We start from the raw sequence: 22,806 nt of genomic DNA, 5'->3' as shown, positions 1-22,806 counted from the left end.
CGCACGTCCCCCGCACGCGTTTCGACCCGGACACCGCCGCAGAGGACCCCCCATGACCACCTTCACCGCGCCGTCCCCCTCCTTCCTCGGACCGCACCACCTGGTCCACCGACCGGCCAGCCCCGAGGCGTTCCTCCTCAAGATGGCCGCACCGGTACGGCAGAACTTCGCCTTCTCCGCCGAACTCCCCGAAGAACACCCGCTGTTCGGCGACTCCGCCGCGCCGTACCACGACCTGCTGTTCCCCATGGAGTCACTGCGCCAGGCGATGCTGTTCGCCGCGCGCCGTTACTTCAGAGTGCCGGGAGGCCTGCGCCCCGTGGTGGCCTCCGCCGGTGCCACGATCACGTCCCTGGACGCCTGGCGCCGCGGCGACACACAAGCCGGGATCGCGCTCGAACTCGCGATGACACCACTCGACGTCGCGGGCGGTGTGCCACGCGGGCTGGAGTGCCAGGCCGCCGTCTTCATCGACGGCGAACGCTGCGGCGCCGCGTCGGCGCGGCTGGTCTTCCTCGCCCAGAGTGTCTACGACAGCCATCGCGTGCCCTGGCGGCGACAGGGCGAGGCGGCCGGGGACGGTGTCCCGGTCTCCCCTGGCGCACCGCTGCCCGAACAGGTGGGGCACGAGGACAGCCGTAACGTCCTCATCGGACTGCCCGAGCGCACCGGAGCGGACGGCGGCGAGGGGCTGGCCTTCGCCGTCGACGCCGGGGCAGCCGCCGAGTTGCGGTTCGACGCCCCCGACGCGCCGGACGAGATGCCGCCGATGCTGTTCCTGGAGGTGTCCCGCCAGGTCGGGCTGCTCGCCGCCGCGGAGCTGCGCGGCTTCGTCCCCTCGCACGCCGTCCTGTCCCGCTGGCAGGCCACGTTCCGCGGCTTCGCCGAGCCCGGCCTGCCGCTGCGCTGCACGGTGCGCGAGGACGGACGGCGTACGGACGGGCGGGTGTCCCGCGACGAGGCGGGCCGACCGGTGATCGGCCTCAGGCTGTCGTTCCTCCAGGGCAGCCGGGTCGTGGCGGGTATCTCCGCGTCCGTGCTCCAGGACTGCTGAGCCGCGCGATGAGATACCGCGTGCTCGGCCCCGTGCGCATGACCCCTCGTACGCCGTCCGCGGCCAAGCCGCGCGCGGTCCTGGCCACCTTGTTGGTGCAGAGCAACACGGTGGTGTCGACCCATGCCCTGATCGACGAGTTGTGGGGCGCGGAGCCACCGCGCACGGCCACCACCACCCTCCAGGTGTATGTGTCCCAACTGCGCAAGGCCCTGCTGGCGGACAGCGGCGAGGCCGCGGTGGAGACGGGACCGGTGCAGCCGCTGCTGACCCGGCCGCCCGGCTATCTGATGCGGATCGCCCCGGAGGACCTGGATCTGACCGTCTTCGAGTCGCTGCGCGCCGAGGGCCGGGCCGCGTACGGCCGCCGCGAGTACGGGGCCGCCGCGCAGGCGCTGAGCCGCGCGCTCGGGCTGTGGACGGGGCCCGCGCTGTCGGGCGTGCCGCACGGGCCCTCGCTGGAGACCTCCGCGATCAGACTGAACGAACTGCGCGCGGAGGTGCTGGAACAGCGGATCTCCGCCGAACTGCGGCTCGGGCTGCACCAGGAACTGGTCGGTGAGCTGATGGCCCTGGCGCACGAACATCCGCTCCGGGAGACGCTGCACTGCCATCTGATGGTGGCGCTCTACCGTTGCGGTCGGCAGTCCGACGCCCTCCAGGTCTATCACCAGGCGCGGCGGTCGCTGATCGACGAACTGGGGGTGGAGCCGGGCCCGGTGTTGAGCAGGCTGCTGGAGCGGGTCCTGGCCTCCGACCCCTCGCTGGCCTGGCACCGCGAGCCCGCGCACCGGCTCACTCCCGTCGGCGGATCCGGCGTCGGCGGATCCGGCAGGGCCGCGGAAGGCGGCCGGGACACGGGGCCCACGGTGTGGCTGCCGCCCGCCGTGTCGGACTTCACCGGGCGCAAGGGCCAACTCGCCTACGGAGAGCGGCTGTTGGCGTCCGATCCATCGGTACGGAACAAGGTGCTGGTGCTGTCGGGCCGGGCGGGCGCGGGGAAGACGGCGCTGGCCGTGCGACTGGCCCATGACGCCGGAGACCGGTTCCCCGACGGACGGGTCCTCGTGACGTTGCGGGACGCGGGCGGGCGGCCCGTCGAGCCGAGGGCCGCCCTGGCGACGCTGCTGCGCCGACTGCGCGGGCCGCGGGCAGGAGCAGCGGCGGGAACGGACTCCGGCGCGGATCCGCTGCCGCTGTCCGAGGCGGAACTCGCGGAACTGCTGCACCGGCGCACCGAGGGCCGCAAGATGCTCATCGTCCTGGACGACGCCGCCTCGGAGGCCCAGATCCGGCCGGTGCTGTCGGCCGTGCCGGACAGTACGGTGCTGGTGACGAGCCGTCAGGTGCTCGGGGCGCTGGAGAGCGTACGGCAGCTTGCCCTCGACGTGCTCTCCGCACAGGAGGCCGAGGCCCTGCTCGCGGCATGCGGCGGGCAGCGGATGCGGGACGACCCGGAGGCGGCGAAGGAGATCGCCCGGCTCTGCGGCCGACTCCCACTGGCCCTTCGGGTGGCCGCCGCCGGGCTCGCGGCCCGCCCGCACTGGACGGCCGCCGGGCTCGCCCAACGGCTGCGCGACGAGCGGACCCGGCTGGCCGCGCTGTCGCTGGGCGACCTCGACGTACGCAGCAGTCTGCTGACCGCCTACCTCGACGTGGGCGAGGAGGCCCGGCACGCCTTCCGGATCCTCGGGCTGGCCGCACTGCCCGACTTCGCCCTGTGGAGCGCGGCGGCGCTGCTCGCCACGGACCGGACGGAGGCCGAGCGGCTCACCGAGGAGCTGGTACGGGCTCATCTGCTGGAGGCGCGGCGGCGGCCGGGGCGGCTGACCCCGGTGCGCTACGGCTTCCACGCGCTGCTGCGTTCGCTGTCCCTCGAGGTGCTGGCGCAGGAGTCTCCGCAGGAAGGACCCGCGGCCGTGGAGCGGTCGTGCCGTGCCTTCCTGGCCCTGGCCCGGCACGCGGACGCGCGGCTGGCGCCCGGCCGGGACCGGCTCGCCGACAAGGCCGAGCCCCTGGCCATGACCGCGCTCTCCGGTGCGGAGGTGGTCGGCGGCGCGCCGCTGCGGTGGTTCCAGGAGGAGTCCGCGGGCCTGTCGGAAGCCGTACGGCAGGCCCACGCGCACGGGTTGTGGAGTCTGTGCTGCTCGTTGGCCTCGGCCGCGGCGGGCTACTACGAGGCGGGCGCCCTGTGGGACGAGTGGGAGGCGACGCACGACCTCGCGCTGGACGCGGCCCGCCGGTCCGGTGACGTCCACGCGGAGGCCGTGATCCTGCGCTCCCTCGGCGACCTGGCCTGGCAGCGCCGTCGGACGTCGTCGGCGCTCGACCGGTACCGCCTCGCCTGGCATCTGTTCACCCGCCACGGCGACCGGACGGCGGCGGGCCGCTGTCTGTCCGCCGAGGCGGACGTGCTCCTCGGCATGGGGCGGACGGCGCAGGCCGAACGGGCCTACGAACACGCCCTGTCGGTGAGCCGGTCGGACGACGACGCGCGGGGCTCGGCCGAGGCGCTGCGCGGGCTGGCGCTGGTGGCCCAGCGCGAGGGCCGCCACGAGGAGGCGCTCGCCCGCCTGGAGGAGTGCGCGAGCGCGGCGCGCTCCGCCGGTGACCACCGCTGGACCGAGTACGCGCGGCGCACGGCGTCCGCCCTCCGTACGGCGCTCGCGTCGGGCCGGTCGGCGGCCGTGTCCTCGGTCCCGCTCGAAGTCCGGCCCGGGATCTGGCTCTTCCTCCCGTCACGGCCGGTCCAGCGCGCCGGGTGAGGATCCCGCCGGTTCCTCCTCCCCCGGTGCCCTGGTCAGGGCGTCCACGAGAGCCGGGTCGAGTGCGGTGGCCGTCGTCGTGTCCGTCGCGTGGCCGAAGCCCGCGTCGCGTACGGCGACGGCGAGGGTGTGGTCCGCGACCGACAGGGAGTGGAAGGCCCAGGCGCCGACCGTGGCGGGGGTGCCGTCGGGGCGCAGCACGTCCGTGGGCGCCCGGTCCGGGCTGAAGCCGAAGTCGGTGAAGCGGAACAGCAGGCCGAGTCCGAGGGCCTTGGTGTAGGCCTCCTTCAGCGTCCACAGGCGGAGCACGGCGGGGTTGCGTTCGGCGGCCGGCAGGGCCTCGATCCGCTCCCTCTCGTACGGGGTGCACAGGTGCCGGCCCAGCCCCGGCCCGTACAGGGCGCGGTCGCCGCGCTCGGCATCGACGCCGATGGTGGCGCCGCCGGCCAGGCCGACCAGCAGCAGGTCGTCGGTGTGGCTGAGGCTGATGTCCAGGCCGTCGTAGCCGCGCAGGCCGGGGCGTCCGGTGAGGCTGTAGCCGAGTTCGACGGCCTCGGGTCGTACGCCGAGCGCGGCTGCGGCGGCGGACTTCAGCAGGAGGCGGGAGGCGGCGAACCGGGTACGGACCAGTGGGTGCGTCAGTGCGCGGTAGCGCTCCCAGTCGTGGCCCAGGAGTGCGCGCAACCGTGGCCCGCCCGCCTGCTCCGTTCGCCAGTCGTCCGGGCGGGCGCAGACCACCGCGGCCCCGTGCCGACGCAGGTCAGCGCGTACGCCGCTCCAGTCCGCCGACGGTCCGGAGAGCACGAGCGGCTTCCCGAGAGTCCGGCCCGGGGTCCTGCCCCCAGGTGCCGTCATCGAAGGCCTCCAGCGTGTGGCGGAGATCGGAGAGCACATCGGCGGCGGTCGCGCCGTCGATCACCCGGTGGTCGAAGGTGAGGCCGAGCCGCATCACGGGCGCGGGCACCACGACGCCGTCGCGCACGACCGCCCGGTCCACGACGCGGCCCGCGCAGAGGGTCACGGCTGTGCCACCGGCCGAGTGGAAGCCGTCGACGCTGCGGTGGCCGAGCGAGCTGACCGAGACGGTGCCGAACACACCGGCCCGCCTACGGGGATCGCGCAGTGCCGCGGCGAAGGCGGCCCTGCCGAGCGGGACCGGAAGTCTGCCGAGCGTGCGGACGCCCCTGAACTCGGGCAGTTCGGCGGCCTGTTCGCCCCGGTAGCGGTCGACGCGTTCCTGGATCTCGCGCAGGCTCGCCGCCTCCAGTCCGGGAACGCGCGCCGAGAGTACGGTGCGTTCGCCCTCGACGGGCCGGTCCAGGGCGAGTTTGGCGGTGACGCCGTCGAAGCGGACGGTTCTCGGGCGCCGCAGCAGTCCGGGCCAGCCGGGGGCCATGGCGGCGTTGGCCTGCGGGTGACGGTCGAGGACCCGCCCTGCGGCGTACAGCAGATAGCTGACCACCGCATAGCGGCGGCCGTTGTCGCGGGCGGCGGCGCGGTGCGCCTGGACGCGGGTCATGTCGATGTCGGTGTCGAGGTGCACGGGCCGCTGGGCCGCCGCCCACTCCAGGAAGTACAGGGTGTGGCGGCGGCGCCGTTCGACGACGGTGGTGGGGGTCACCCGCTCACCGCCAGTTCGTAGATCTCGCCGAGGCTGCGGGCCTGCAGGACTTCGGCGACCGGGACCCTGCGGCCGAGGGCGAGTTCCAGGGTGGTGACGAGCTTGAGGAGGTACAGCGAGTCCCACTCGGGGAGTTCGTCGAAGTCGCAGGCCACCTGGTCGGGTGCGAGCGGCATGCCGACCTCGTCGTTGACGAGCCGGACGTAGGCGTCGAGGTCGAGACCACCCGTAGCGGGTACGGGGGCGGGGGCGGTGCTGTCGATGCTCATATCTTCTCCAGGGCGAAGCCGGCCTTGATCCACTTGCTGGACTCGACGGCGACCGCGAGGGCCCGCTCGCCGCAGGACATCCGCTCCAGCAGCTTCTCGATCTGCAGGAAGGGCAGGGCGTTCCCGTTGTTACCGGTGTCCGCGACGCACGAGATGTCGCGCGCGGTCGGCACGTCGAGCTCCTCGGTGATGCGGCGGGTCATCCGGCCGGACAACTGGGGTGGCAGCAGATAGTCCAACTGCTCGGCGCCCCAGTCGAGTTCACCGAGGATCTCCCAGAGGATCTCGACGGCCATGACGGGCACGGACTCCTCGATGGCCTTGTAGTCCTCGATGAGGGCCTGCCGGTCGTCATGGCGGTCGGCGAGCCCGAACCACTCGATGATCTGACCCGGCTCACGGCCCAGCCCGGTGAAGCGGTTGAGGACATGGCGCAGCGCGAGTCGCTGACCGCGCGGCTCGTCGGTGAGGACGGCGGCGCCCGCGCCGTCGCCGAACAGGACGTGGTTGACGAGGTCGCCGGGGGCGGCGGCGGACAGGTCGCGCTGGAGGTCGAGGTGCTTGCTGCACACGTCGCCGCCCATGACGAGACCGGTACGGAACCGGCCGGAGGCGATCATCGACCGGGCTACGTCCAGGGCCTGTACCGCTCCGGCGCAGCCGGACTGGAGCTGGAAGGTGGGCAGTTGGTCCAGGCCGAGCTGGTCGGCGACCTGGTTGACGGTGGCGGGCATCAGGGTGTCGGGGGTGGCCGTGCCGAGGACGATGAACTCGATCTCGGCCGGGTCGGTGTCCGGGGCGGCGAGTGCCTTCTCGGCGGCCTGCGCGCACAGGTCGGCGAGCGACCAGCGGACCTCTCCGGTGCCGAGGTCCCGGGCGAAGTAGCGCGTCCTGGTACCGATGAAGACCTCCATCCAGTCCTCGTTGATGCCGAGCACCTTGGCCAGGGTGGCGTTGTCCACGGGGTCGCCGGGCAGTGCGGTGCCGACGGAGGCCAGACAGGTCGTCGGGGTGGTCATGCGGTCCTCTCCTCTTGCCTGAGTGCTCGGTTCTCCGCCATGCCGCCGATCTCCGCCATGTCCCCGATCTCCTCCATGTCACCGGTCTCCGCCATGCCGCCGATCTCCTCCATGTCCCCGAGGCTCGCGAAGTCCGGTGCGGCGGCGCCGAGTTCACGCAGGAACGTGATGAGGTCGCCGACCGAGGAGAGCCGGGGCAGCAGGTCCTGGACCGTGAGGGTGCCGATGCCGGTGAGCCGGTCCTCCAGCCGGTTCTTGAGTTCCATGATCATGACGGAGTCGAAGCCGAGATCCTCGTAGAGCCGGTCGTGGGGGCCGACTTCGGCGTCGGTGTAGCCGCCGACCAGCCGGACGGCGTCGAGGACGGCGTCCGCGACCGGGTCCGCCGCACTGCCCGGCAGATCGAGCGCGCGGGCGGTCCGCGGCTGCTGACGCGGTACGAACACCGGGGCGACCGGCTCGTCCGCCGGGGCGGCGACCGCTCCCGGAGCCCGTACCGGATTCCTCGACCAGAAGCGGTGTTCCGTCGAGAAGGTGTACGGCGGCAGCGCATGCGGAACGCGTTCCTCGGGTGCGTACACGGCGTCCCAGTCGGGTTCCACACCGCCCCGGTACAACTCGGCGAGGGCCTCGGCGAGTTCCCGGCCGCCGGACTCGGGGCCACGCACCGGCAGGACAGGGGCCGGACCCGTGCCGGGGGCACGGCCGTCGAGACGGCGCACCATCCCGCAGAGCACCGGCCGGGCGCCGATCTCCACCAGGTGGGTCGGGCCGTCGGCGAGGAGCGCGGTGGCCGCGTCGCCGAACAGCACGGTGGCGCCGATGTGTTCCACCCAGTACGACGCTCCCATCGCCTCGCCGTCGAGCACCCGGCCGCGTACGGTCGAGTACACGGGGATCTCGGGTACTCCCCCGCCGACCTCGGTGGCGATCGTCGCGAAGCGGGCCAGCACGGGCCGCATCAGCGGTGAGTGGAAGGCGTGCGAGACCTGGAGTCTGCGGGTGGTGACTCCCTCGGCCGCGATCTCGGCGCCGATCCGTTCCAGGGCGTCCAGGTCGCCGGAGAGCACCGTGGACGTGGGGCCGTTGACCGCGGCGAGGCCGATCAGGGGTTCCCGCTCGATCCGCGCCGCCAGGTCCTCTTGGGCGACCCGGACGGCCAACATGCCGCCGCCTGTGGGGAGTTCCTGCATCAGCGCGCCGCGCGCGGCGACCAGTCGGGCGGCGCCGTCCAGCGGGAGCGCCCGTGCCAGGACGGCGGCGGCGAACTCGCCGACGCTGTGGCCCAGAAGCATGGCGGGGTGTGCGCCGAGTTCCGTCAGGGTCCGGCCGAGGGCGTAGCCGACGGCGAACAGCGCGGGCTGCGTCCATCGGGTGCGGTGGACCGCCTCGTCGCCCGCGAGGAGCAGGTCGCGTACGGACCGCCCGGTGTGCGGCAGCAGCGCGGCGTCGGCCTCGTCGAGGAAGTGCCGGTACAGCGGGGACTGTTCGTACAGTGCGGCGGTCATCCGGGGGTACTGCGAGCCCTGTCCGCCGAACAGGAACGCGATGCGCGGCCGGGCGGTGGGGCTGCCGGTGAGCCGGGCCAGCAGAGCGGGGTCGGCGGCCGACTCGCGCAGTGCGGCGACGAGTTCGGCGGTGTCGGTGGCGGTGGTCGCGAAGCGGTGCCGGTGGCCGGCCTTGACGCGGTTGCCGGACCTGGCCAACGGGCCCAGTGGTACCCGGCGGGCCGCCGCCGCGTCCGCCTGGGTCAGCAGGTTGCGGCGCAGCGCCTCGGTGTTCGGCGCGGTGAGGGTGAAGACGGCGGCGCCGATGCCGCTCGGGGTGGCGCGGTGGGCCGGTCGGGGGCGCGCGGCGGGCGCGGGCGCGGACTCCAGGACGGCGTGGGCGTTGGTGCCGCCCATGCCGAAGCTGCTGAGTCCGGCGACCGTGGGGCCGGGAGGCAGGCGCAGCGGTGCCTTGAGGAGTCGCAACCCGTGGTCGCGCAGGGCGAGTTGTCTGTTCTCCTTGGCCGCGAACCGGCTGGCGGGGACCACGCGGTGGTGCAGGGAGAGGGCGACCTTGATCAGTCCCGCGATCCCGGCGGCACCCTCGGTGTGGCCGATGTTGCCCTTGACCGAGCCGAGCGCCATGGGTGTGTCGGCGCGGCTCGCGTGGTGGTGGCCGAGTGCCTTGACCTCCATCATGTCGCCGAGGCCGGTGCCGGTGCCGTGCGCCTCGGTGAAGACCACGTCGGCGGGTTCGACGCGCGCCCTGCGGTACGCGGCGGCGAGTACGTCCTGCTGGGCCCAACGGTTGGGCGCGGTCAGCCCGTTGCTGCGGCCGTCCTGGTTGACGGCGGTGCCGCGGATGACGGCGTAGACGCGTTGGCCGTCGGCGAGCGCGTCCCGCAGTCTGCGCAGTACGACGACGCCGACGCCCTCGCCGCGGCCGATGCCGTCGGCCGCGGAGCTGAAGGGCTTGCAGCGCCCGTCGGGTGCGGAGAGCCCGGCCTGGGTGTAGAAGATCGACAGGGCGGGGGTGAGGGCCACGTTGACGCCGCCGACGAGTGCGTGGTCGCACTCCTCGGACAGCAGTGCGTTGACCGCGAGATGCGTGGCGACCAGCGACGAGGAGCAGGCGGTGTCGACGGCGAGGCTGGGGCCCTTCAGATCGAGGTGGTACGAGATCCGGTTGGCCGTCATGCAGTAGCCGTTCCCGGAGCCGGTCTGCGGGGTGACGTTGCCGTAGTCGGTGAGGTGCAGATGTGCCCACTCGTTGCCCATGATGCCGACGAAGACGCCGGTCGGGGTGGCGGCGAGGGTCCGTGGCGCGATCCCCGCGTCCTCGACGGCCCGCCACGCGGACTGGAGCAGCAGCCGCTGTTGCGGGTCCATGGCGGCGGCTTCGCGCGGCGAGACGGTGAAGAACTCGTGGTCGAAGGCGTCCGGGTCGGCGATGAAGCCGCCCTCGGTGGTGTTGGCGTGCCCGGCGTCCCCGGCTCGCGCGTAGAACTCCTTGGCGTCCCACCGCTGCCGGGGCACCTGACCCACCCCGTCCGCGCCGCGCATCAGCAGGTCCCAGTAGGCGCCGGTGTCGGGCGCCCCCGGGAATCTGCAGTCGATGCCGACGATGGCGATGGGCTCCATCAGGCGCCGCCGCCCTGCGCGGTGTCCGCGGCGAACTCCGCCATGAGGTGGCCGGCGAGCGCGTGGACGGTCGGGTAGTCCCAGGCGGCGGTCGGCTCGATCACGAGGTCGAAGTCGTCCTCGATGTCTCCGCACAGGCTGAGCGCGGCGACGGAGTCGAGGCCGTACTCCGCGAGGGGCACGTCCGGGTCGATCTCGGCGGGCTGCCGCGTGAGGTAGAGGGCGATGCGCTCGGCCAACCATGTGGTCAACGACTCGGTGGTGGGTGCGGTGGTCGGAACGGGCATGGGGCACTCCTCGGCGGGGTGAGCTGTTTCGCTTGCGGTCGTGATGTCGTCGTCCGGTGGCTGTCGCGGGCGGGCCGGTGTCCGTGGGGACCTGGTCCGGGGGCCTGGTCCGGGGCCGGTGTCCGTCAGCCGACGAGCGGGGTGTCGTACAGGTCGTAGCTGCCGCGGGCGTGGAATCTGCGCAGTACTTCCTCGTGCACCCGGGCGTCCACGGACGCCGGGAGCGCGGCGGGCCGCCGCCCGAGCCGCCGGGCGATCCGGTGCAGGGCGGCGGCGAGCCAGGCGGGGTCGGCGAGGAACGCGTCACTGCCGTCACGCAGCGCCTGCTGCCGGACGCCGATGGCCGAGGACGCCGCGAGCAGGAGGGCGTACCGGTCGGCGAGGGCGAAGGCGGCGGGGCCCGCGAGCGCCGTGCGGTCCTCGGGCGCGAGCGCGCGGCTCGCCTCCTGGACCTGACGCAGTTCGTCCACCAACGTCGCGACGAGCCCTTGGACGGCTCGTTCTTCGCCTGTGGCAGCAGGCGGGGTGTCCGCGGCGGCGACCAGGGTGGCGCTGAGCCCGTCCCGTCCGCCGGTCAGGGCGAGCCGGTCGAAGGGGATCTCCGGCAACTCCGCGTGGGGCCGGAAGAGTTCGGCGGGGGCGGGTTCGTCGTGGAACCAGGAGCGCCGGGCGAGCCGGGACAGTTGGGGGATGATCGTGGCCTGGCAGGCGGCGGAGCCCGCGTGGCCGAGGCTGAGCACCGGCAGGTCGCGGAGGTGCTTCTGGAAGATGCCGTGTTCACCGTCGCGGAGGTAGAAGCGGGCGCCGAGCACGATGGAGAGGTCGTGCAGGGTGTCGGTGAGCAGCTTCGGCACGAGGTACTTGGTGGCGGCGGCGAGGACGCTGGTCTGCTCGGGGAGCAGGTGCACGGCCCGGGTCGCGGCCAGGGAGAGGCTGTCACAGGTGAGGAGGTCGACGAAGGCCCCGGACAGGGTGGCCGTGGCGTGCGGGATCTCCATGACGGACCTGCGGTAGAGCCGTCGGCCGAGTGCGAAGCACACCACGGTCCGCAGGGCCGTGTCGGTGGTGCCGACCGCCATGCCGGGGAGCGCGGCCCGGGTGAGCTGGAAGGCGCGCAGGGCGGTGTCGACTCCCTGCCCGGCGGCGCCGACGAGGGACGCGGCGGGTACGCGGGTGTGGTCGAACCGGAGTCCGGACAGATGGCAGCCGCGCACACCGACGGTGTCGTAGCGGGGCAGGACCTGCCAGGTGTCCGTGTCGAGTCCCGCGCGCTCGACGAAGAGCACGGAGTGGCTGCGACTGCCGGGTGCGGGGTCGGTGCGGCTGAACAGGACCCAGGCGTCGGCGCGTCCGGCGTTGTTGATGACCTGTTTGGCGCCGCTGAGCAGATACCCGCCTTCCTCGGCGGGGCGGGCCGCGAACTCGTTGCGTGTGAAGTCGTTGCCGTGCGCGAGTTCGTGGTAGGCGACCGAGACCTTGCCACCGTCGGTGAGGATCCGTGCGAGGCGTGCGCGCTGCGCGGCGTCACCGGAGGTCCAGACGTTCACGGCGGCCATGAAGGAGGTCACGCCGTAGCCGAGGCCGAGGGCGACGTCCCGGCGGAACACCTGCCGCATGACCCGGACCAAGGTGTCCAGCCGTTCCAGGCTCCCGCCCTCGGCACCCGGTACGAAGTCGGCGCCGAGCCTCAGTTCGTCCAGGGCGCGCTCGCCCGCCGCGCAGAGTTCACCGGCCTCGTCCGCCTCGACCAGTCGGGCGTAGGAGAGTTCGTTGCGTTCGTCGGTGGGGTCGCCGAGCCTTCGGTCCACTTCGGCCACGCGGGCCGCCGCGCGCGCCTCCTGTCCCGGTGCGCCCCGGCCGTCCGGTGTGGCGGCGGTCGTCGCGTGCGTGCTCTCGGGCTCCGTGCCGGTCAGCATGGTGTCCTCTCCCTGTCTCCGGTGACCGCACCGGGCGTCAACGGCGGCCGTTCGGGGCCTTGTTGGGGCAGCAGGGAGAACAGCCGCCCCGAGGAGCGGGCCGCCCGCAGGGTGCCGAGCAGTGCTTCGTATGTCTCCCGGTCGGCCGCCGCCGGTTCGCCGAGGCGGACCAGCAGCCGGTCCAGGGCGGTGTGCAGCCACAGGCCGTCGCGCCACAGCGGCCCGGTGCGGGGGTCGTCGCGCACCTGGTCGACGCTGCGGGTCCACAGCCCGAGGCAGGCAGCTCCCGCCCAGCACAGGGTGTAGCGGCGCGCGACCTCGAAGGCGGCGGGCGGGACGTCGGTGAGCGCACCCTGGTACTCCTCCATGTCCGCGTGCACCGCGGTGGTGACGGCGAACAGCCGCCGCGCGGCCTCGGCCACCGGGGCGAGCGCGGGGTTCGGCCCCGCACGCCGGGTGACCTCCTCGACGCAGGACGCGAGCCGCGCCATCACTCCGCTGCCGTGCCGGGCGACCAGGGACAGCTTCGCGGGGTCCAGGGGCGGCAGGGGGGCGCCGAGGTCGCAGGCGGTGTCGCTGCCCGCGGTGTCACCGGTGCCGCGCCGGAAGCCTCGGGCCAGTGAACGGAACTGGTTGATCAGGGAGTTGAGGTTGACCAGGGTGTTGCCGTCGAAGAGCCCGACCAGGCGGTGGTCGCGCGCGACCTTCTGGAACCGGCCGTAGGGGTGACCGCTCTTGAGGAAGGCGCGGGCGCCGAGCAGCCCGGCCAGGTCGGCGAGGACCTGGTCGGTGCCGGTGGGCAGCAGGTACTTGGTCACGGCCGCGGTGACACCGAGTTCCGCGGTCTGGGTCTGCACGGCACGGGCGGCGACCAGGGCGACCGCCTCGTGCAGCAGGACGTCGGCGGCGGCGCCGGTGAGCACGTGCCGGGCCTGCGGGAGATCGATCAACCGCCGTCCGTACAGCTCGCGTTGCTCGGCGAAGTCCAGGCCGAGCCGGAGCCCGTGGTCGCCGGCGCCGAGCGACAGGGCCGCGCACATGGTGCGGGTGAGCTGGAGCGCCTTCAGCACGATCTCCAGACCGGCGCCTTCCTCCCCGACGAGGGCACCGCGCGGCACCCGGGCGCCGTCGAAGGCGATACCGGAGATGTCGGCGCCACGGATGCCGTGGGTACGGATCTTGGGGAGGTGGCGGTAGGTGTCCGTGTCGAGTCGGCGCTTGTCCACGAGGAGGACGCTGAAGCCGCGCGGGCCCGCCTCCGGACGCGTACGGGTCAGCAGCGACAGCAACGACCCCCGGGTGGCGTTGTTGATCAGCCACTTCTCGCCGCTGACCAGCCAGTGGTCCCCGGTGTCCGCCGTCGTGTCGTCGGTACGTACCTCACCGGCCAACAGGTCGCTGCCGTGGGCGCGTTCGGTGAGCCCGAGGGCCACCGGGACCCCGGCCATGATGTCGGCGCCGAGGCGAGCACCCTGCTCCGCGGAACCGGCCACCCAGACGCACACTCCGCCGAGGTAGGTCTTGCCGTGGCCGACGGCACAGGTCAGATCGCGGCGGGCGACGGTGCGGATGAGCTGGAGCACCTGCTCGTAGTCGCGCAGTCCGCCCCCGTGTTCGACCGGTACGTACTGGTCGGGCAGGCCCCACTCCTGGAAGCGGCGGCAGATGTCGGCGGGGAACTCCTCCCGCTCGTCGAGATCCGCGCACCGCGCGTAGGAGAAGACCTCGTCGGGGTCGTCGGGGTCACCGAGGAAGCGGTCGAACTCCTCGGCGCGTCGGTACGGTGCGTGGTCCATGTCAGACCACCGCTTCCAGGGGCTGCTTGCCGCCGGTCGCGTCGGCGGCCTCGGTGGGGGCGACGACGGCGCGGACGGCCGGCTCCAGGACCTCGTACAGTGCCGTGATGCGGCCCTCCAGGAAGAGCTTGCGCATCAGGGTCCGCTGGATCTTGCCGCTGGTGGTCTTGCGGACGGTTCCGGGGCGTACGAGCAGGACGTTGCCGGCGGGGACGCTGAACTCCTTGCTGACGCACGCCTGGACGGTGGCGGCGAGGGCGCGCAGGTCGCCGGTGACGTTGCCGGGGCGGATCTCCTGGACGGCCACCAGGTGTTCGCGGTCGGTCTCGACGGAGAAGACGGCGCCCGCACCGGCGCCGAAGGCCTTGTCCTTGGACTGGACGGCACGTTCGATGTCCTGTGGGTAGAGGTTGCGGCCCGCCAGGATGACCATCTCCTTGAGCCGGCCGGTGACATAGAGCTGTCCGTCCTGGAGCACACCCATGTCTCCGGTGCGCAGCCAGCCGCCGCCGTCCTGTCCGCCCGTGCCGTCACAGATCGCCGCGTCGAAGATCTCCTTGTTGGTCCGAGGCCGCTTCCAGTAGCCGGAGGCGACGCTGTCGCCCTTGATCCAGATCTCGCCGATGTGTCCGCCGGGCTTCTCGACCTTGCTCTCCGGGTCGACGATGCGGATGTCGAAGTCCCGCGCGATCCCGCTGCTGACGAGGGAGCGGGTGGGGGCGCCCTCGCGCGGGTCGGCCAGTTCGCCGCGCTCGAAGGCCGCGGCGTCGACATCGAGCACGCGGGGGCCCGCGGTGCGTGGGATGCCCGAGACCAAGAGGGTCGTCTCGGCCATGCCGTAGCAGGGGAAGAACTGCTCGGGGCGGAATCCGGCGGGCGCGAAGCGCTCGGTGAAGGCGCGGAACGTCTCGGCCCTGATCGGTTCGGCTCCGTTGCACGCGGTCGTCCAGGAGGACAGGTCGAGCGTCCCGAGCTGTTCGTCGGTGACCCTGCGCACGCACAGGTCGTAGGCGAAGTTGGGGCCGCCGCTGGCCGTGACTCCGTAGTCACTGATCATCCGCAGCCAGCGGGCGGGGTGTTTGAGGAAGGCGAAGGGTGTCATCAGGACCGTGGGGACGCCGAGGTAGAGCGGGTGGAGTATGTGTCCGATCAGACCCATGTCGTGGTAGAAGGGCAGCCAGCCGCCGCACACGGTCGTCGTGTCGGTGCCGATCGACCGCTGGATCGCCGCCTCGTTGGCGAGCAGGTTGCGGTGCGAGACCACGACGCCCTTGGGGTCGCTGGTCGAGCCGGACGTGTACTGCAGGAAGGCCGGGCTCTCGGGAGCGAGCAGGGGCGGGTACCAGGCGTTCGCGTCGCCCCGGTCCGGATCGTCGGTGGCCAGGCACAGTACGTCGGTGAAGCCCTCCGTCGCCAACCAGGCGGAGATCCCGGGGGCGTTGACCGCGTCGGTGAGTACGGCGCACGCCTCGGCATCGCGCAGCATGCCGGAGACGCGGGCGAAGTGCTGGCCCTGCTCGGCGGGCAGCGGTCCGGGCACGGCCACGGCTCCGGCGTACAGGCAGGCGGTGAACGCCTTGACGAAGTCCAGGCCGGGTGGGAAGAGCAGGAGGACCTGGCGGCCCGCGGCTCCGCGCTCCTGGAGCCAGGACGCGATCCGCCGCGCCTCCCGGTCGAGCCCGGAGAACGTGAGGTGCTGCGGCACCGAGCCACGGGCGTCGTCGGGCAGGAAGATGAAGGCATCCGCGGCGCTGCGGGCGTCGGTGCGCTCCAGAACCAGTTCCGTGAAGGTTCGGAAGTTCGTCAACGTCGTTCCCTGACCTCTCCGAGATCCGCTGGCGTGGCGCCGGCACAGGTTGTTCTGACATCACGATCGTCGTCCGGGGCGCTAAGGAGACGCTTGTGCGTTCCCGGCCGGTGGCACAGGTGCGTGCTGGTCACCAGGGCTCCCCCGAGGGTGGGGGCTCAGCTCATCGGGCGCGGTCGGGGAAGTCCGCGTCGAGGGTCACATGCCCTGGTGCTTCGGGCAGTTGGGTGAGCGCATGGGTGAACTCGACAGTGGTGTCCGCTCGTTCGGCGGTCTGCTCGAATCCGAGTGACGGGTAGAAGTCGCGCACCTTGTGGTTCTTGGCGGTGGGCCGGTAGCTCGCGCGTACCTCCGCCGCGCCCGAGTCCAGAGCGTGCTCCAACAGCGCGGCGAGGGCGGCCTGTTCGATACCGCGGGCGAAGACCCGGCAACTGAGCACCATGTTGTCGATGCGCAGGGACGTGTCCTCCCGGTGCGCGAAGAGCGCTCCGACGACCCCGTTGTCACCGAAGCGGTCGCGGGAGCGTACGGCCAGCACCAAGTGGCCCGGCGTATCGAGGCGTTCGCGGACGTCGGGCGGCTGGAGCCGACGAGTGGTGAGATTGAACTGGTTGGTGCGCAGGGTCATCTGGGCGACCCGGGCCACTTCGTGGTCGCGGACCGGGGCGACTTCGACCCTCACATCGAGGGCGCGCAGATACTCCTCCATCGAGCCGGTGGCCCGCTGGAGGTCCTGCCGGTCGGCCTCCTGGCGGTACTGCGCGGCGCGGCCCCGGTCCTCGGTGGTCAGTTCCCGTACGTCGAACCAGCCGTCGGCGAGCAACCGGTCGATGTGCAGGGCCGGTTCCTCGTCGATCCCGATCAGGGCGATCTCGGGGAGCGAGGAGGCGACGAGGCCGCGTTCGAAGGGCGAGTCGTCCACGAAGACGAAGCTGTCGGTGGCGAGGTCGAGCCGGGCGGCGATGTCCCGGATGGCGCCGTCCTTGGGTTCCCAACCGGCGCTGATCCGGACGAAGTCGGCGTCGCGCAGGGTCATGTCGGGGTGGGTGCGGAGCACGTCGAGGACCGGCTCGGGGTCGTTCTTGCTGCACACCGCGAGCAGCACGCCCTGGCTGCCGATCTGCTTGACCACCCGCTGGAACCGGCCGAAGGCCTCACCGCGGTAGGTGGTGGCGGCGGCGATGCCGTCGGGTCCGTCGTCGCCGAGGATGCCGTCCCAGAGGGTGTTGTCGAGATCCAGGACGAGAACCTTCTTCGCGTTGCCGCGCGACGTCCGCAACAGATGGGCCGCCTGACGCGCGTACCTGGCGAGCACGTCCTCCCCCAGGTGCACCGTGGCGTAGGCGGCGAGCCGTGCGTCACGCACCGGTCCGCCCTCGGCGACCAGCGGCTCCAGGTCGATGACGTGCAGCCGGGGATGGGCGAGGGCGAGCCGCAGCAGCTTCGCGTTGAACTCCCGCCAGGCGATGGAGAGTTCCGTACGCGAGCGGTGGTCGAGGAGCTGGTTCGTGTGCTGGGGCAGCAGCGGCAGGGTGTTGAGTACGAGCGTCCCGGCGCCGTGTTCGTCGTAGCGGGTGGCGAGCGCGTCGAGAAGTCCGAGCTTGGCGGCGGCCGTCCGGGCGACGTCCTCCGGGCCCCAGGGCAGGGGCAGTTCGTCGAAGACGATCTGGGCGTCGAGCACGCACAGGGCGAGTTCGGTGCCGGGGGCGTACAACTGGCTGCCGGTGTCCTGGAGATCGCGCAGCCACGCGTCGTGGTCACCGGCACGGAGGCGCAACGGGACACCGTGGCGGGCGAGTTCCGCAGTGAGCGGTGCGGTCAGCCCGTCGAGCGTGCCGTGTCCGGTGACGGCGACGGTGGCGGGTAAGGCGCTGGGGTGCCGCTTCGCGATGTCCTCGGGAGCGAGCTTGGCGAGCAGCCGACCCGCGCGCGCGAGGTGCGTGAACCCGTCGTCGCACTGGGCCAGTTCGGCGAGCAGTCCGGGAACCTCCGGGTACGCGGAGACGAGCCGTCTCTCGACGTACAGCGTACGCAGCCGGTCGAGGGGGCCGACGGGTCCGGCGCCCTCCGGGGCGGACGTCGTCACTGCTGTGCTCACGGTCTGTTCGCCTCTCTGACAACGGGGCGGGCGGGCACTGCGGAGCCTGGGGTCCGGTGCTAAAGACGTGCTTGCGCCCCGGTGCGTGCCTGTGCGCGCCGGGCCGCGCGCACCGTCGGGGACCATCGGGGACCGTCGGGGACCGGACCGTCCGCAAGGGCTGCTTTAGGCGGGCTGCCGACCATCGGCGCAGGATGACTCCTTCCGGAAAGGCAGCGCTGACGATGACAACTGAGCTGACCGCAGAGGTGTGTGTGGTCGGAGGAGGTCCGGCGGGGCTCACACTGGCCGTGGAACTCGCCAAGCGTTCGGTCTCCGTCGTGGTCCTGGAACAGAGCGTTCACTTCGACCGGTCCTTCCGGGGCGAGTCGGTCTCCCCCGACTCGGTGTGGCTGCTCGACAAGCTGGGCGTCCTCGACCGGCTGGACGGCACCTACCAGCAGATGCACGGGATGGAGATCACCGACTCCGGCAGCACGGTGCTGCGCGCCGACTTCCGCCGCTTCCCCTACCCGCACCCCTACCCGGTGGAGATGCCGCAACCGGCGCTGCTGTCGGCCCTGGCGGACCTCGGGCAGAAGGAGCACGCGGAGCACTTCACCCTGGTGCGCCGGGCGACGGCCACCCGGCTGCTGCGCGCGGACGGCGGGAGCGGCCCGGTCACGGGGGTCGCGGCGCGCACCCCGGACGGCGAGATCACGGTGCGCGCGGCGCTCACCGTGGCGGCGGACGGCCGGTTCAGCAAGGTCCGCGAGATGTCGCGACTGCCGTACACGAAGCTGCCGTTGGACCGGGACGTGGTGTGGCTGAAGCTGCCGTTCCCGGCCGAGTGGGACGACCGTACGTATCGCATCCGGATCCGCGGCGACCAGCACGGGCTGTTCATCCCGACCCACCCGGACAGTGTGCGCGTCGGGTTCAACATCCCCAAGGGCGGGCTGAAGCAACTGCGGGCCCAGGGGCTGCCCGCGCTGTACGAGCGGCTGGACCGGCTCGCCCCCGAGCTGGCCGGGTCGGTGCGCGGCGAGATCCGCTCCTGGTCGGACACCTCGATGCTGGACATCTTCACGACGCTGGTGCCGCGCTGGTCCATGCCGGGCCTGGTCCTGATCGGCGACGCGGCGCACACACTGACGCCGATCCTCGGGCAGGGCGTCAATCACGCGATCATCGACGCGGTGACGCTGGCCCCTCTGGTGCGCGAGGCGTTCGACGAGGGCGGGGACGCGGCGGCGCTGCTGCGGGCGAGCGAGCGGTTCCAGCGGGCACGGGAGGCCTCGGTCGGCAGGTCGCGCGGTCTGCAACTGCGGCAGGAGCGGCTGTTCGCCCTGCACGGCGCCGGCGGTGTCCTGCGCCGCTCGCTGTACCGGGTGGTCGACCGGAGCCAGCGGCTGAAGGAGAGGGTGCTGGGGGGCGCGTACTTCCAGTTGCAGAAGCCCGGACCGCACGTCGTGGCGGCGCAGTCACCCAGCACCCGCGTTTGACAGTGCCCACTCCCCGTATATGACCGGTGTGTTCCCGCCCTCGATGAGAGGCGGGAACACACCGGTCCGGCCTGTCACCAGGTGACGGGCAACCGGGTCAGGCCGTGCACCATCATCCCCGTCGTCAGCTCCAGGGCCTCGACGTCCTCCGCGAGCCGCAGGCCGGGGAAGCGGTTCAGCAGCGAGGAGATGACGATCTGCAGCTCCGCCCTGGCCAGCGCAGCGCCCACGCAGAAGTGCGGACCATGGCCGAACGCGACGTGGTGGACGGCCTCGGGCCGTGCGGGGTCGAACTCGTTCGGGGTGGCGCCGGGGAAGCGCGCGGGGTCCTGGTTGGCGGAGCAGACCGCCGCCAGGACCGCGCTGCCCTTGGGGATGACGGTCCCGCCGACCTCGACGTCCTCCAAGGTGATGCGCAGCGGGCCGCCGTCACCGATCGGGTTGACGCGCAGCAGTTCCTCGATGGCGTGGTCGAGCATCTCGGGGCGTTCCCGCAGCGCGGCCATGTGTTCCGGGTGGCGCAGCAGGGTCAGCACGGTCTTGCCGATCATGCTGACGGTGGTCTCGTGACCGGCGACGAGGATGGTCGCCGCCATGACGATCAGCTCGTACTCGTTGAGGCTGCCCTCTTCGTCGTGGGCGGCGACGAGCGCCCCCATCAGGTCGTCCGTCGGCTCCTCCCGCTTGCGCTGGACCAGTGCCGCCAGGTACTCGATCATCTGCTGGCGCTTGGCCGCGGTCTCCTCCGGGGTGTGCGCGGTCAGCGAGACGAAGGCGTCCGACCAGTCACGGAATCGGTCACGGTCCTCGAAGGGCACACCGAGGAGTTCGCAGATCACCATCACCGGCAGCGGGAAGGCCAGTGCCGTGTTGAGGTCGACCGGTCCGTCGAGCTTCTCGATGTCGTCCAGAAGTGCGTCGGTGAGTTCCTGGATCCGGGGACGCATGTTCTGCACACGGCGGGCGGTGAACTCCCGTGAGACGAGCCTGCGCAGCCGGGTGTGCTCGGGCGCGTCCGTGGTGAACAGGCTGCCGGGCACGGGAGGTGTCGTGGTGAGCTGCGGGGCGTCGGGGGCGATGGTGGCGGCCCGGCTGAACCTGGCGTCGGCGAGAACGGTGCGCACATCGTCGTAGCGGGTCACCACATAGCCCTCGTCACCGCTGGGCAGCCGGACGTGGGCGACGGGGCACGTGGCCCGCAACTCCTCGTAGACGGGGGGTACTTCGACGGCGGAGGGGCGGTGGAACGGGTAGTTCAGCAGGGGTTGGCCGGTCTGCGGCCCGCTGTGCGTCGTGTCCGTCGTGTTCATGCGTTCCCTCCGGCAAGCAGGTGCTCAGCGGTTACTTGTCTGGCTCGTCGAGCCTCGCAGCATGGGCTTGCGCGGGGGCAAAGCGCCCTGTCGTACGCCTCGGTCAGCGCTGCCAGCCGTCGGCGGTACGCAGGCCGTAGCCGAGTGCGCGGTCGGAGGCGATGTGCTGCATCCAGGCCAGGCCGAAGGTGAACAGAGGGACGGCGACGGCTGGGGCGTCGGGGATCAGACAGGTGAGCGTGACGGCGAGGGCGACGGGGACACGGTGCAGGAGGTTGTAGAACGGGACGGCCCTGCGGGGCAGTTGGCCGTGCTGGTGCGGGCCCCGGCCACCGGCGAAGAAGGACAGGTCGGGTGCGATGACACCGGCGATCGCCGCGACGATCGCCCAACCGCCGTACTTCACCGCCTCGAACACCACCCAGATCAGCAGCAGGGCGGACAACAGCCCCCAGGCGACGCGGACTTGCCGCGAGGCCGAACTCCTGATGGCGCCCTGCGCGCCGTCGTGCTGCACGCCGTCATGTGCGGCGTCGTCATGTGCGGCGTCGTGTGTCACGGGACGTGCTCCTTCGTTACGCCACGACCCGCTCGGTGGCGTACTCGCGTGCCAGGGAGGCGAGTTCACGCAGGAACTCGTCTTCGTGCGACCTGAGGAAGAAGTGTCCGCCGGGCATCGTACGCACATCGAAGCCGCGCCCCGCGTGCCGACGCCAGGAGAGCACCTCGGCGAAGGTGACCAGCCGGTCCTCGCGCCCCGCGAACAGGTGCAGGGGTACCCGTAGCGGCTCGGTGTGCGCGGCGGTGCTGCCGACGCACAGCCGGAGGTCGTCGCGGACCACCGGGAGCAGCGCGGAGAGGAAGTCGGGGTGGTCGAGCAGCGTCCGCGGGATGCCGCCGAGTGCCGCCAGGGCAGCGACGAGTTCCTCGTCCCCGGTGTCCGGGTCGGCGAACACCGGGGCGGGCAGATGCGGACCTCGGTAGGCGCTCAGTATCAGCGCCCTGGGCAGGGCCGTCCCGCGCTGTTGCCGCCGCCGCGCGAGCGAGTACGCGATGAGCGCCCCCATGCTGTGCCCGTAGAAGAGGTGAGGCTTCGACAACTCCTCGTCGAGCTGTGCGTCCATGTCGTCGATGAGGGCGTCCAGATCGGTGAACCTGGGTTCGTCGAACCGCCCCTCCCGGCCCGGCAGTTGGACGGGCAGCACCCGGACTCCGGCGCCGAGGGCATCGAGGGTGCGCTGCCACTGCCGGTACGCCGAGGCTCCGCCGCCCGCGTAGGGGAAGCAGAACAGCCGTGTCGCGGGGTCCGGTCCGTCGTGCGGGCGCCTCCGGGACAGGTATCGCGTCATGTCGCTGTCGCTCCGTCTCGGTTCCGTCCAGGGGTGAGCGGGTCGGTCGGGTCCGTGGTCCCAGGGTGGCGGAGACCGCTAAAACGCCGCCAAACTCGGTGTGTCCAGGTCGAGTCGGGGGTCGGCGGCCAGGATCGCCCGGTGCAGCCGCTGGACACGCAGCGAAGGTTCTATGCCCAGCTCCTGAGCGGTCGACGCGCGTAGCTTTCGGAACGTCTCGAGCGCCTGCCATGAGCGTCCGCTTCGGTAGAGCGCCAGCATCAACAGTGCGTGCAGGCTCTCCTGGAGCGGGAAACGCTCGGTGAGTGCGAGGAGTTCGCCGATCACCTCGGTGTGTCTGCCGAGCCGTAGATCGGCGGTGATCCGCCCCTCCAGCGCGGAGCGCCGCGCCTCCTCCAGCCGCAGCAGTTCGACGCGCAGCGCGGGGCCGATGCGTACGTCGGCGAGGGCCGGCCCGCGCCACATGGCGAGTGCCTCGCCCAGCAGCTTCGAGGCCGTCGCGTCGTCGCCGTCGGCCAGGGCCCGCAACCCGCGGCCGGTGAGCTGCTCGAAGAGGTCGGCCTCCATGACGGGCACGGGCATGTTCAGCGCGTACCCGGCATAGCTGCGGCTCAGCACCTCTTTGGGCGCGTACTCGTGTTCCGGTCCCAGGGCAAGGGCGATGGCCCGGCGTAACTGCTTGACATAGGTCTGCACCACACCCGCGGGTCCGCTGGGTGGACTCGAGTCCCACAGCTCCTCCGTCAAGGTCGTCACCTTCACACCCCAGCCCGCGTTGACCGCCAGCAGCGCGAGCATCTGGCGCGGCTTGGCCGCGCTCGGCACCACGGAAGTGCCGTCGATCCTGACCACGAGCGGCCCGAGAACGCCGATCTCCATGCCACTACTCCTTCCGCTTGCCGG

Annotated in this window: 17 protein-coding genes; 3 read left to right on the top strand and 14 right to left on the bottom strand. The window is 72.2% G+C overall.

Annotation, left to right across the window (positions count from 1 at the left end; all coding sequences use genetic code 11):
* Positions 1-52: 52 nt before the first annotated feature.
* Positions 53-1,054: an AfsA-related hotdog domain-containing protein gene (locus NGF19_RS16655; RefSeq protein WP_252425713.1), complete on the top strand. Its 1,002-nt coding sequence runs from the start codon at positions 53-55 to the stop codon at positions 1,052-1,054.
* Between the two features lie 20 nt (positions 1,055-1,074).
* The gene (locus NGF19_RS16650) at positions 1,075-3,819 is read left to right on the top strand and encodes an AfsR/SARP family transcriptional regulator (RefSeq protein ID WP_252425712.1); all 2,745 of its coding nucleotides are present in this window, start codon (positions 1,075-1,077) and stop codon (positions 3,817-3,819) included.
* Here NGF19_RS16650 and NGF19_RS16645 read toward each other — a convergent pair.
* The 10 genes from NGF19_RS16645 to NGF19_RS16600 all read right to left on the bottom strand — a co-directional run bounded on the left by NGF19_RS16645 (position 3,793) and on the right by NGF19_RS16600 (position 17,760).
* Positions 3,793-4,623, bottom strand: a complete 831-nt coding sequence (locus NGF19_RS16645; protein WP_252425711.1) for a 4'-phosphopantetheinyl transferase family protein — start codon at positions 4,621-4,623, stop codon at positions 3,793-3,795. The two genes, NGF19_RS16650 and NGF19_RS16645, sit on opposite strands and share 27 nt — an antisense overlap.
* Positions 4,580-5,440, bottom strand: coding sequence for a 2-oxo acid dehydrogenase subunit E2 (locus NGF19_RS16640; protein ID WP_252425710.1), 861 nt, complete (start codon positions 5,438-5,440; stop codon positions 4,580-4,582). Before NGF19_RS16640 ends, NGF19_RS16645 begins: the two co-directional genes overlap by 44 nt.
* Positions 5,437-5,709: an acyl carrier protein gene (locus NGF19_RS16635; RefSeq protein WP_252425709.1), complete on the bottom strand. Its 273-nt coding sequence runs from the start codon at positions 5,707-5,709 to the stop codon at positions 5,437-5,439. The genes NGF19_RS16640 and NGF19_RS16635 overlap by 4 nt, the downstream gene beginning before the upstream one ends.
* A complete protein-coding gene (locus NGF19_RS16630) occupies positions 5,706-6,728 on the bottom strand; it encodes a 3-oxoacyl-ACP synthase III family protein (protein ID WP_252425708.1) in 1,023 nt (340 codons plus the stop codon). Before NGF19_RS16630 ends, NGF19_RS16635 begins: the two co-directional genes overlap by 4 nt.
* Positions 6,725-9,856, bottom strand: coding sequence for a type I polyketide synthase (locus NGF19_RS16625; RefSeq protein WP_252425707.1), 3,132 nt, complete (start codon positions 9,854-9,856; stop codon positions 6,725-6,727). Before NGF19_RS16625 ends, NGF19_RS16630 begins: the two co-directional genes overlap by 4 nt.
* A complete protein-coding gene (locus NGF19_RS16620) occupies positions 9,856-10,143 on the bottom strand; it encodes an acyl carrier protein (RefSeq protein ID WP_252425706.1) in 288 nt (95 codons plus the stop codon). The genes NGF19_RS16625 and NGF19_RS16620 overlap by 1 nt, the downstream gene beginning before the upstream one ends.
* Before the next feature lie 125 nt (positions 10,144-10,268).
* Positions 10,269-12,059 carry an acyl-CoA dehydrogenase family protein gene (locus NGF19_RS16615; RefSeq protein ID WP_252425705.1) on the bottom strand — a complete coding sequence of 597 codons (1,791 nt, stop codon included), beginning with the start codon at positions 12,057-12,059 and terminating at the stop codon, positions 10,269-10,271.
* A complete protein-coding gene (locus NGF19_RS16610) occupies positions 12,053-13,855 on the bottom strand; it encodes an acyl-CoA dehydrogenase family protein (RefSeq protein WP_252425704.1) in 1,803 nt (600 codons plus the stop codon). The genes NGF19_RS16615 and NGF19_RS16610 overlap by 7 nt, the downstream gene beginning before the upstream one ends.
* A gap of 1 nt (position 13,856) precedes the next feature.
* Positions 13,857-15,662 carry a fatty acyl-AMP ligase gene (locus NGF19_RS16605; RefSeq protein ID WP_252425703.1) on the bottom strand — a complete coding sequence of 602 codons (1,806 nt, stop codon included), beginning with the start codon at positions 15,660-15,662 and terminating at the stop codon, positions 13,857-13,859.
* Between the two features lie 163 nt (positions 15,663-15,825).
* Complete coding sequence (locus NGF19_RS16600; protein ID WP_252425702.1) at positions 15,826-17,760, bottom strand: HAD-IIIC family phosphatase; 1,935 nt, start codon at positions 17,758-17,760, stop codon at positions 15,826-15,828.
* A gap of 224 nt (positions 17,761-17,984) precedes the next feature.
* Here NGF19_RS16600 and NGF19_RS16595 point away from each other — a divergent pair, with 224 nt between their 5' ends.
* Positions 17,985-19,244 carry an FAD-dependent oxidoreductase gene (locus NGF19_RS16595; RefSeq protein WP_252425701.1) on the top strand — a complete coding sequence of 420 codons (1,260 nt, stop codon included), beginning with the start codon at positions 17,985-17,987 and terminating at the stop codon, positions 19,242-19,244.
* Positions 19,245-19,318: 74 nt separating this feature from the next.
* On the opposite strand, the gene NGF19_RS16590 is transcribed toward NGF19_RS16595, so the two are convergent.
* The 4 genes from NGF19_RS16590 to NGF19_RS16575 form a co-directional block, all read right to left on the bottom strand.
* Positions 19,319-20,554: a cytochrome P450 gene (locus NGF19_RS16590; RefSeq protein ID WP_252425700.1), complete on the bottom strand. Its 1,236-nt coding sequence runs from the start codon at positions 20,552-20,554 to the stop codon at positions 19,319-19,321.
* Between the two features lie 103 nt (positions 20,555-20,657).
* Positions 20,658-21,113: a DUF4260 family protein gene (locus NGF19_RS16585; protein ID WP_252425699.1), complete on the bottom strand. Its 456-nt coding sequence runs from the start codon at positions 21,111-21,113 to the stop codon at positions 20,658-20,660.
* A 16-nt stretch (positions 21,114-21,129) separates the two neighbouring features.
* Positions 21,130-21,903 (bottom strand): thioesterase II family protein, encoded by a 774-nt coding sequence (locus NGF19_RS16580; protein WP_252425698.1) that lies wholly within the window; start codon positions 21,901-21,903, stop codon positions 21,130-21,132.
* Between the two features lie 78 nt (positions 21,904-21,981).
* The gene (locus tag NGF19_RS16575) at positions 21,982-22,782 is read right to left on the bottom strand and encodes an AfsR/SARP family transcriptional regulator (protein WP_252425697.1); all 801 of its coding nucleotides are present in this window, start codon (positions 22,780-22,782) and stop codon (positions 21,982-21,984) included.
* Positions 22,783-22,806: the final 24 nt, after the last annotated feature.

Origin of the sequence: Streptomyces macrolidinus (assembly GCF_023887685.1) — a bacterium.
Lineage (GTDB): Bacteria > Actinomycetota > Actinomycetes > Streptomycetales > Streptomycetaceae > Streptomyces > Streptomyces macrolidinus.
Note: the sequence above shows the minus strand (reverse complement) of the source record. Positions and strands in the feature narration are given on the sequence as shown.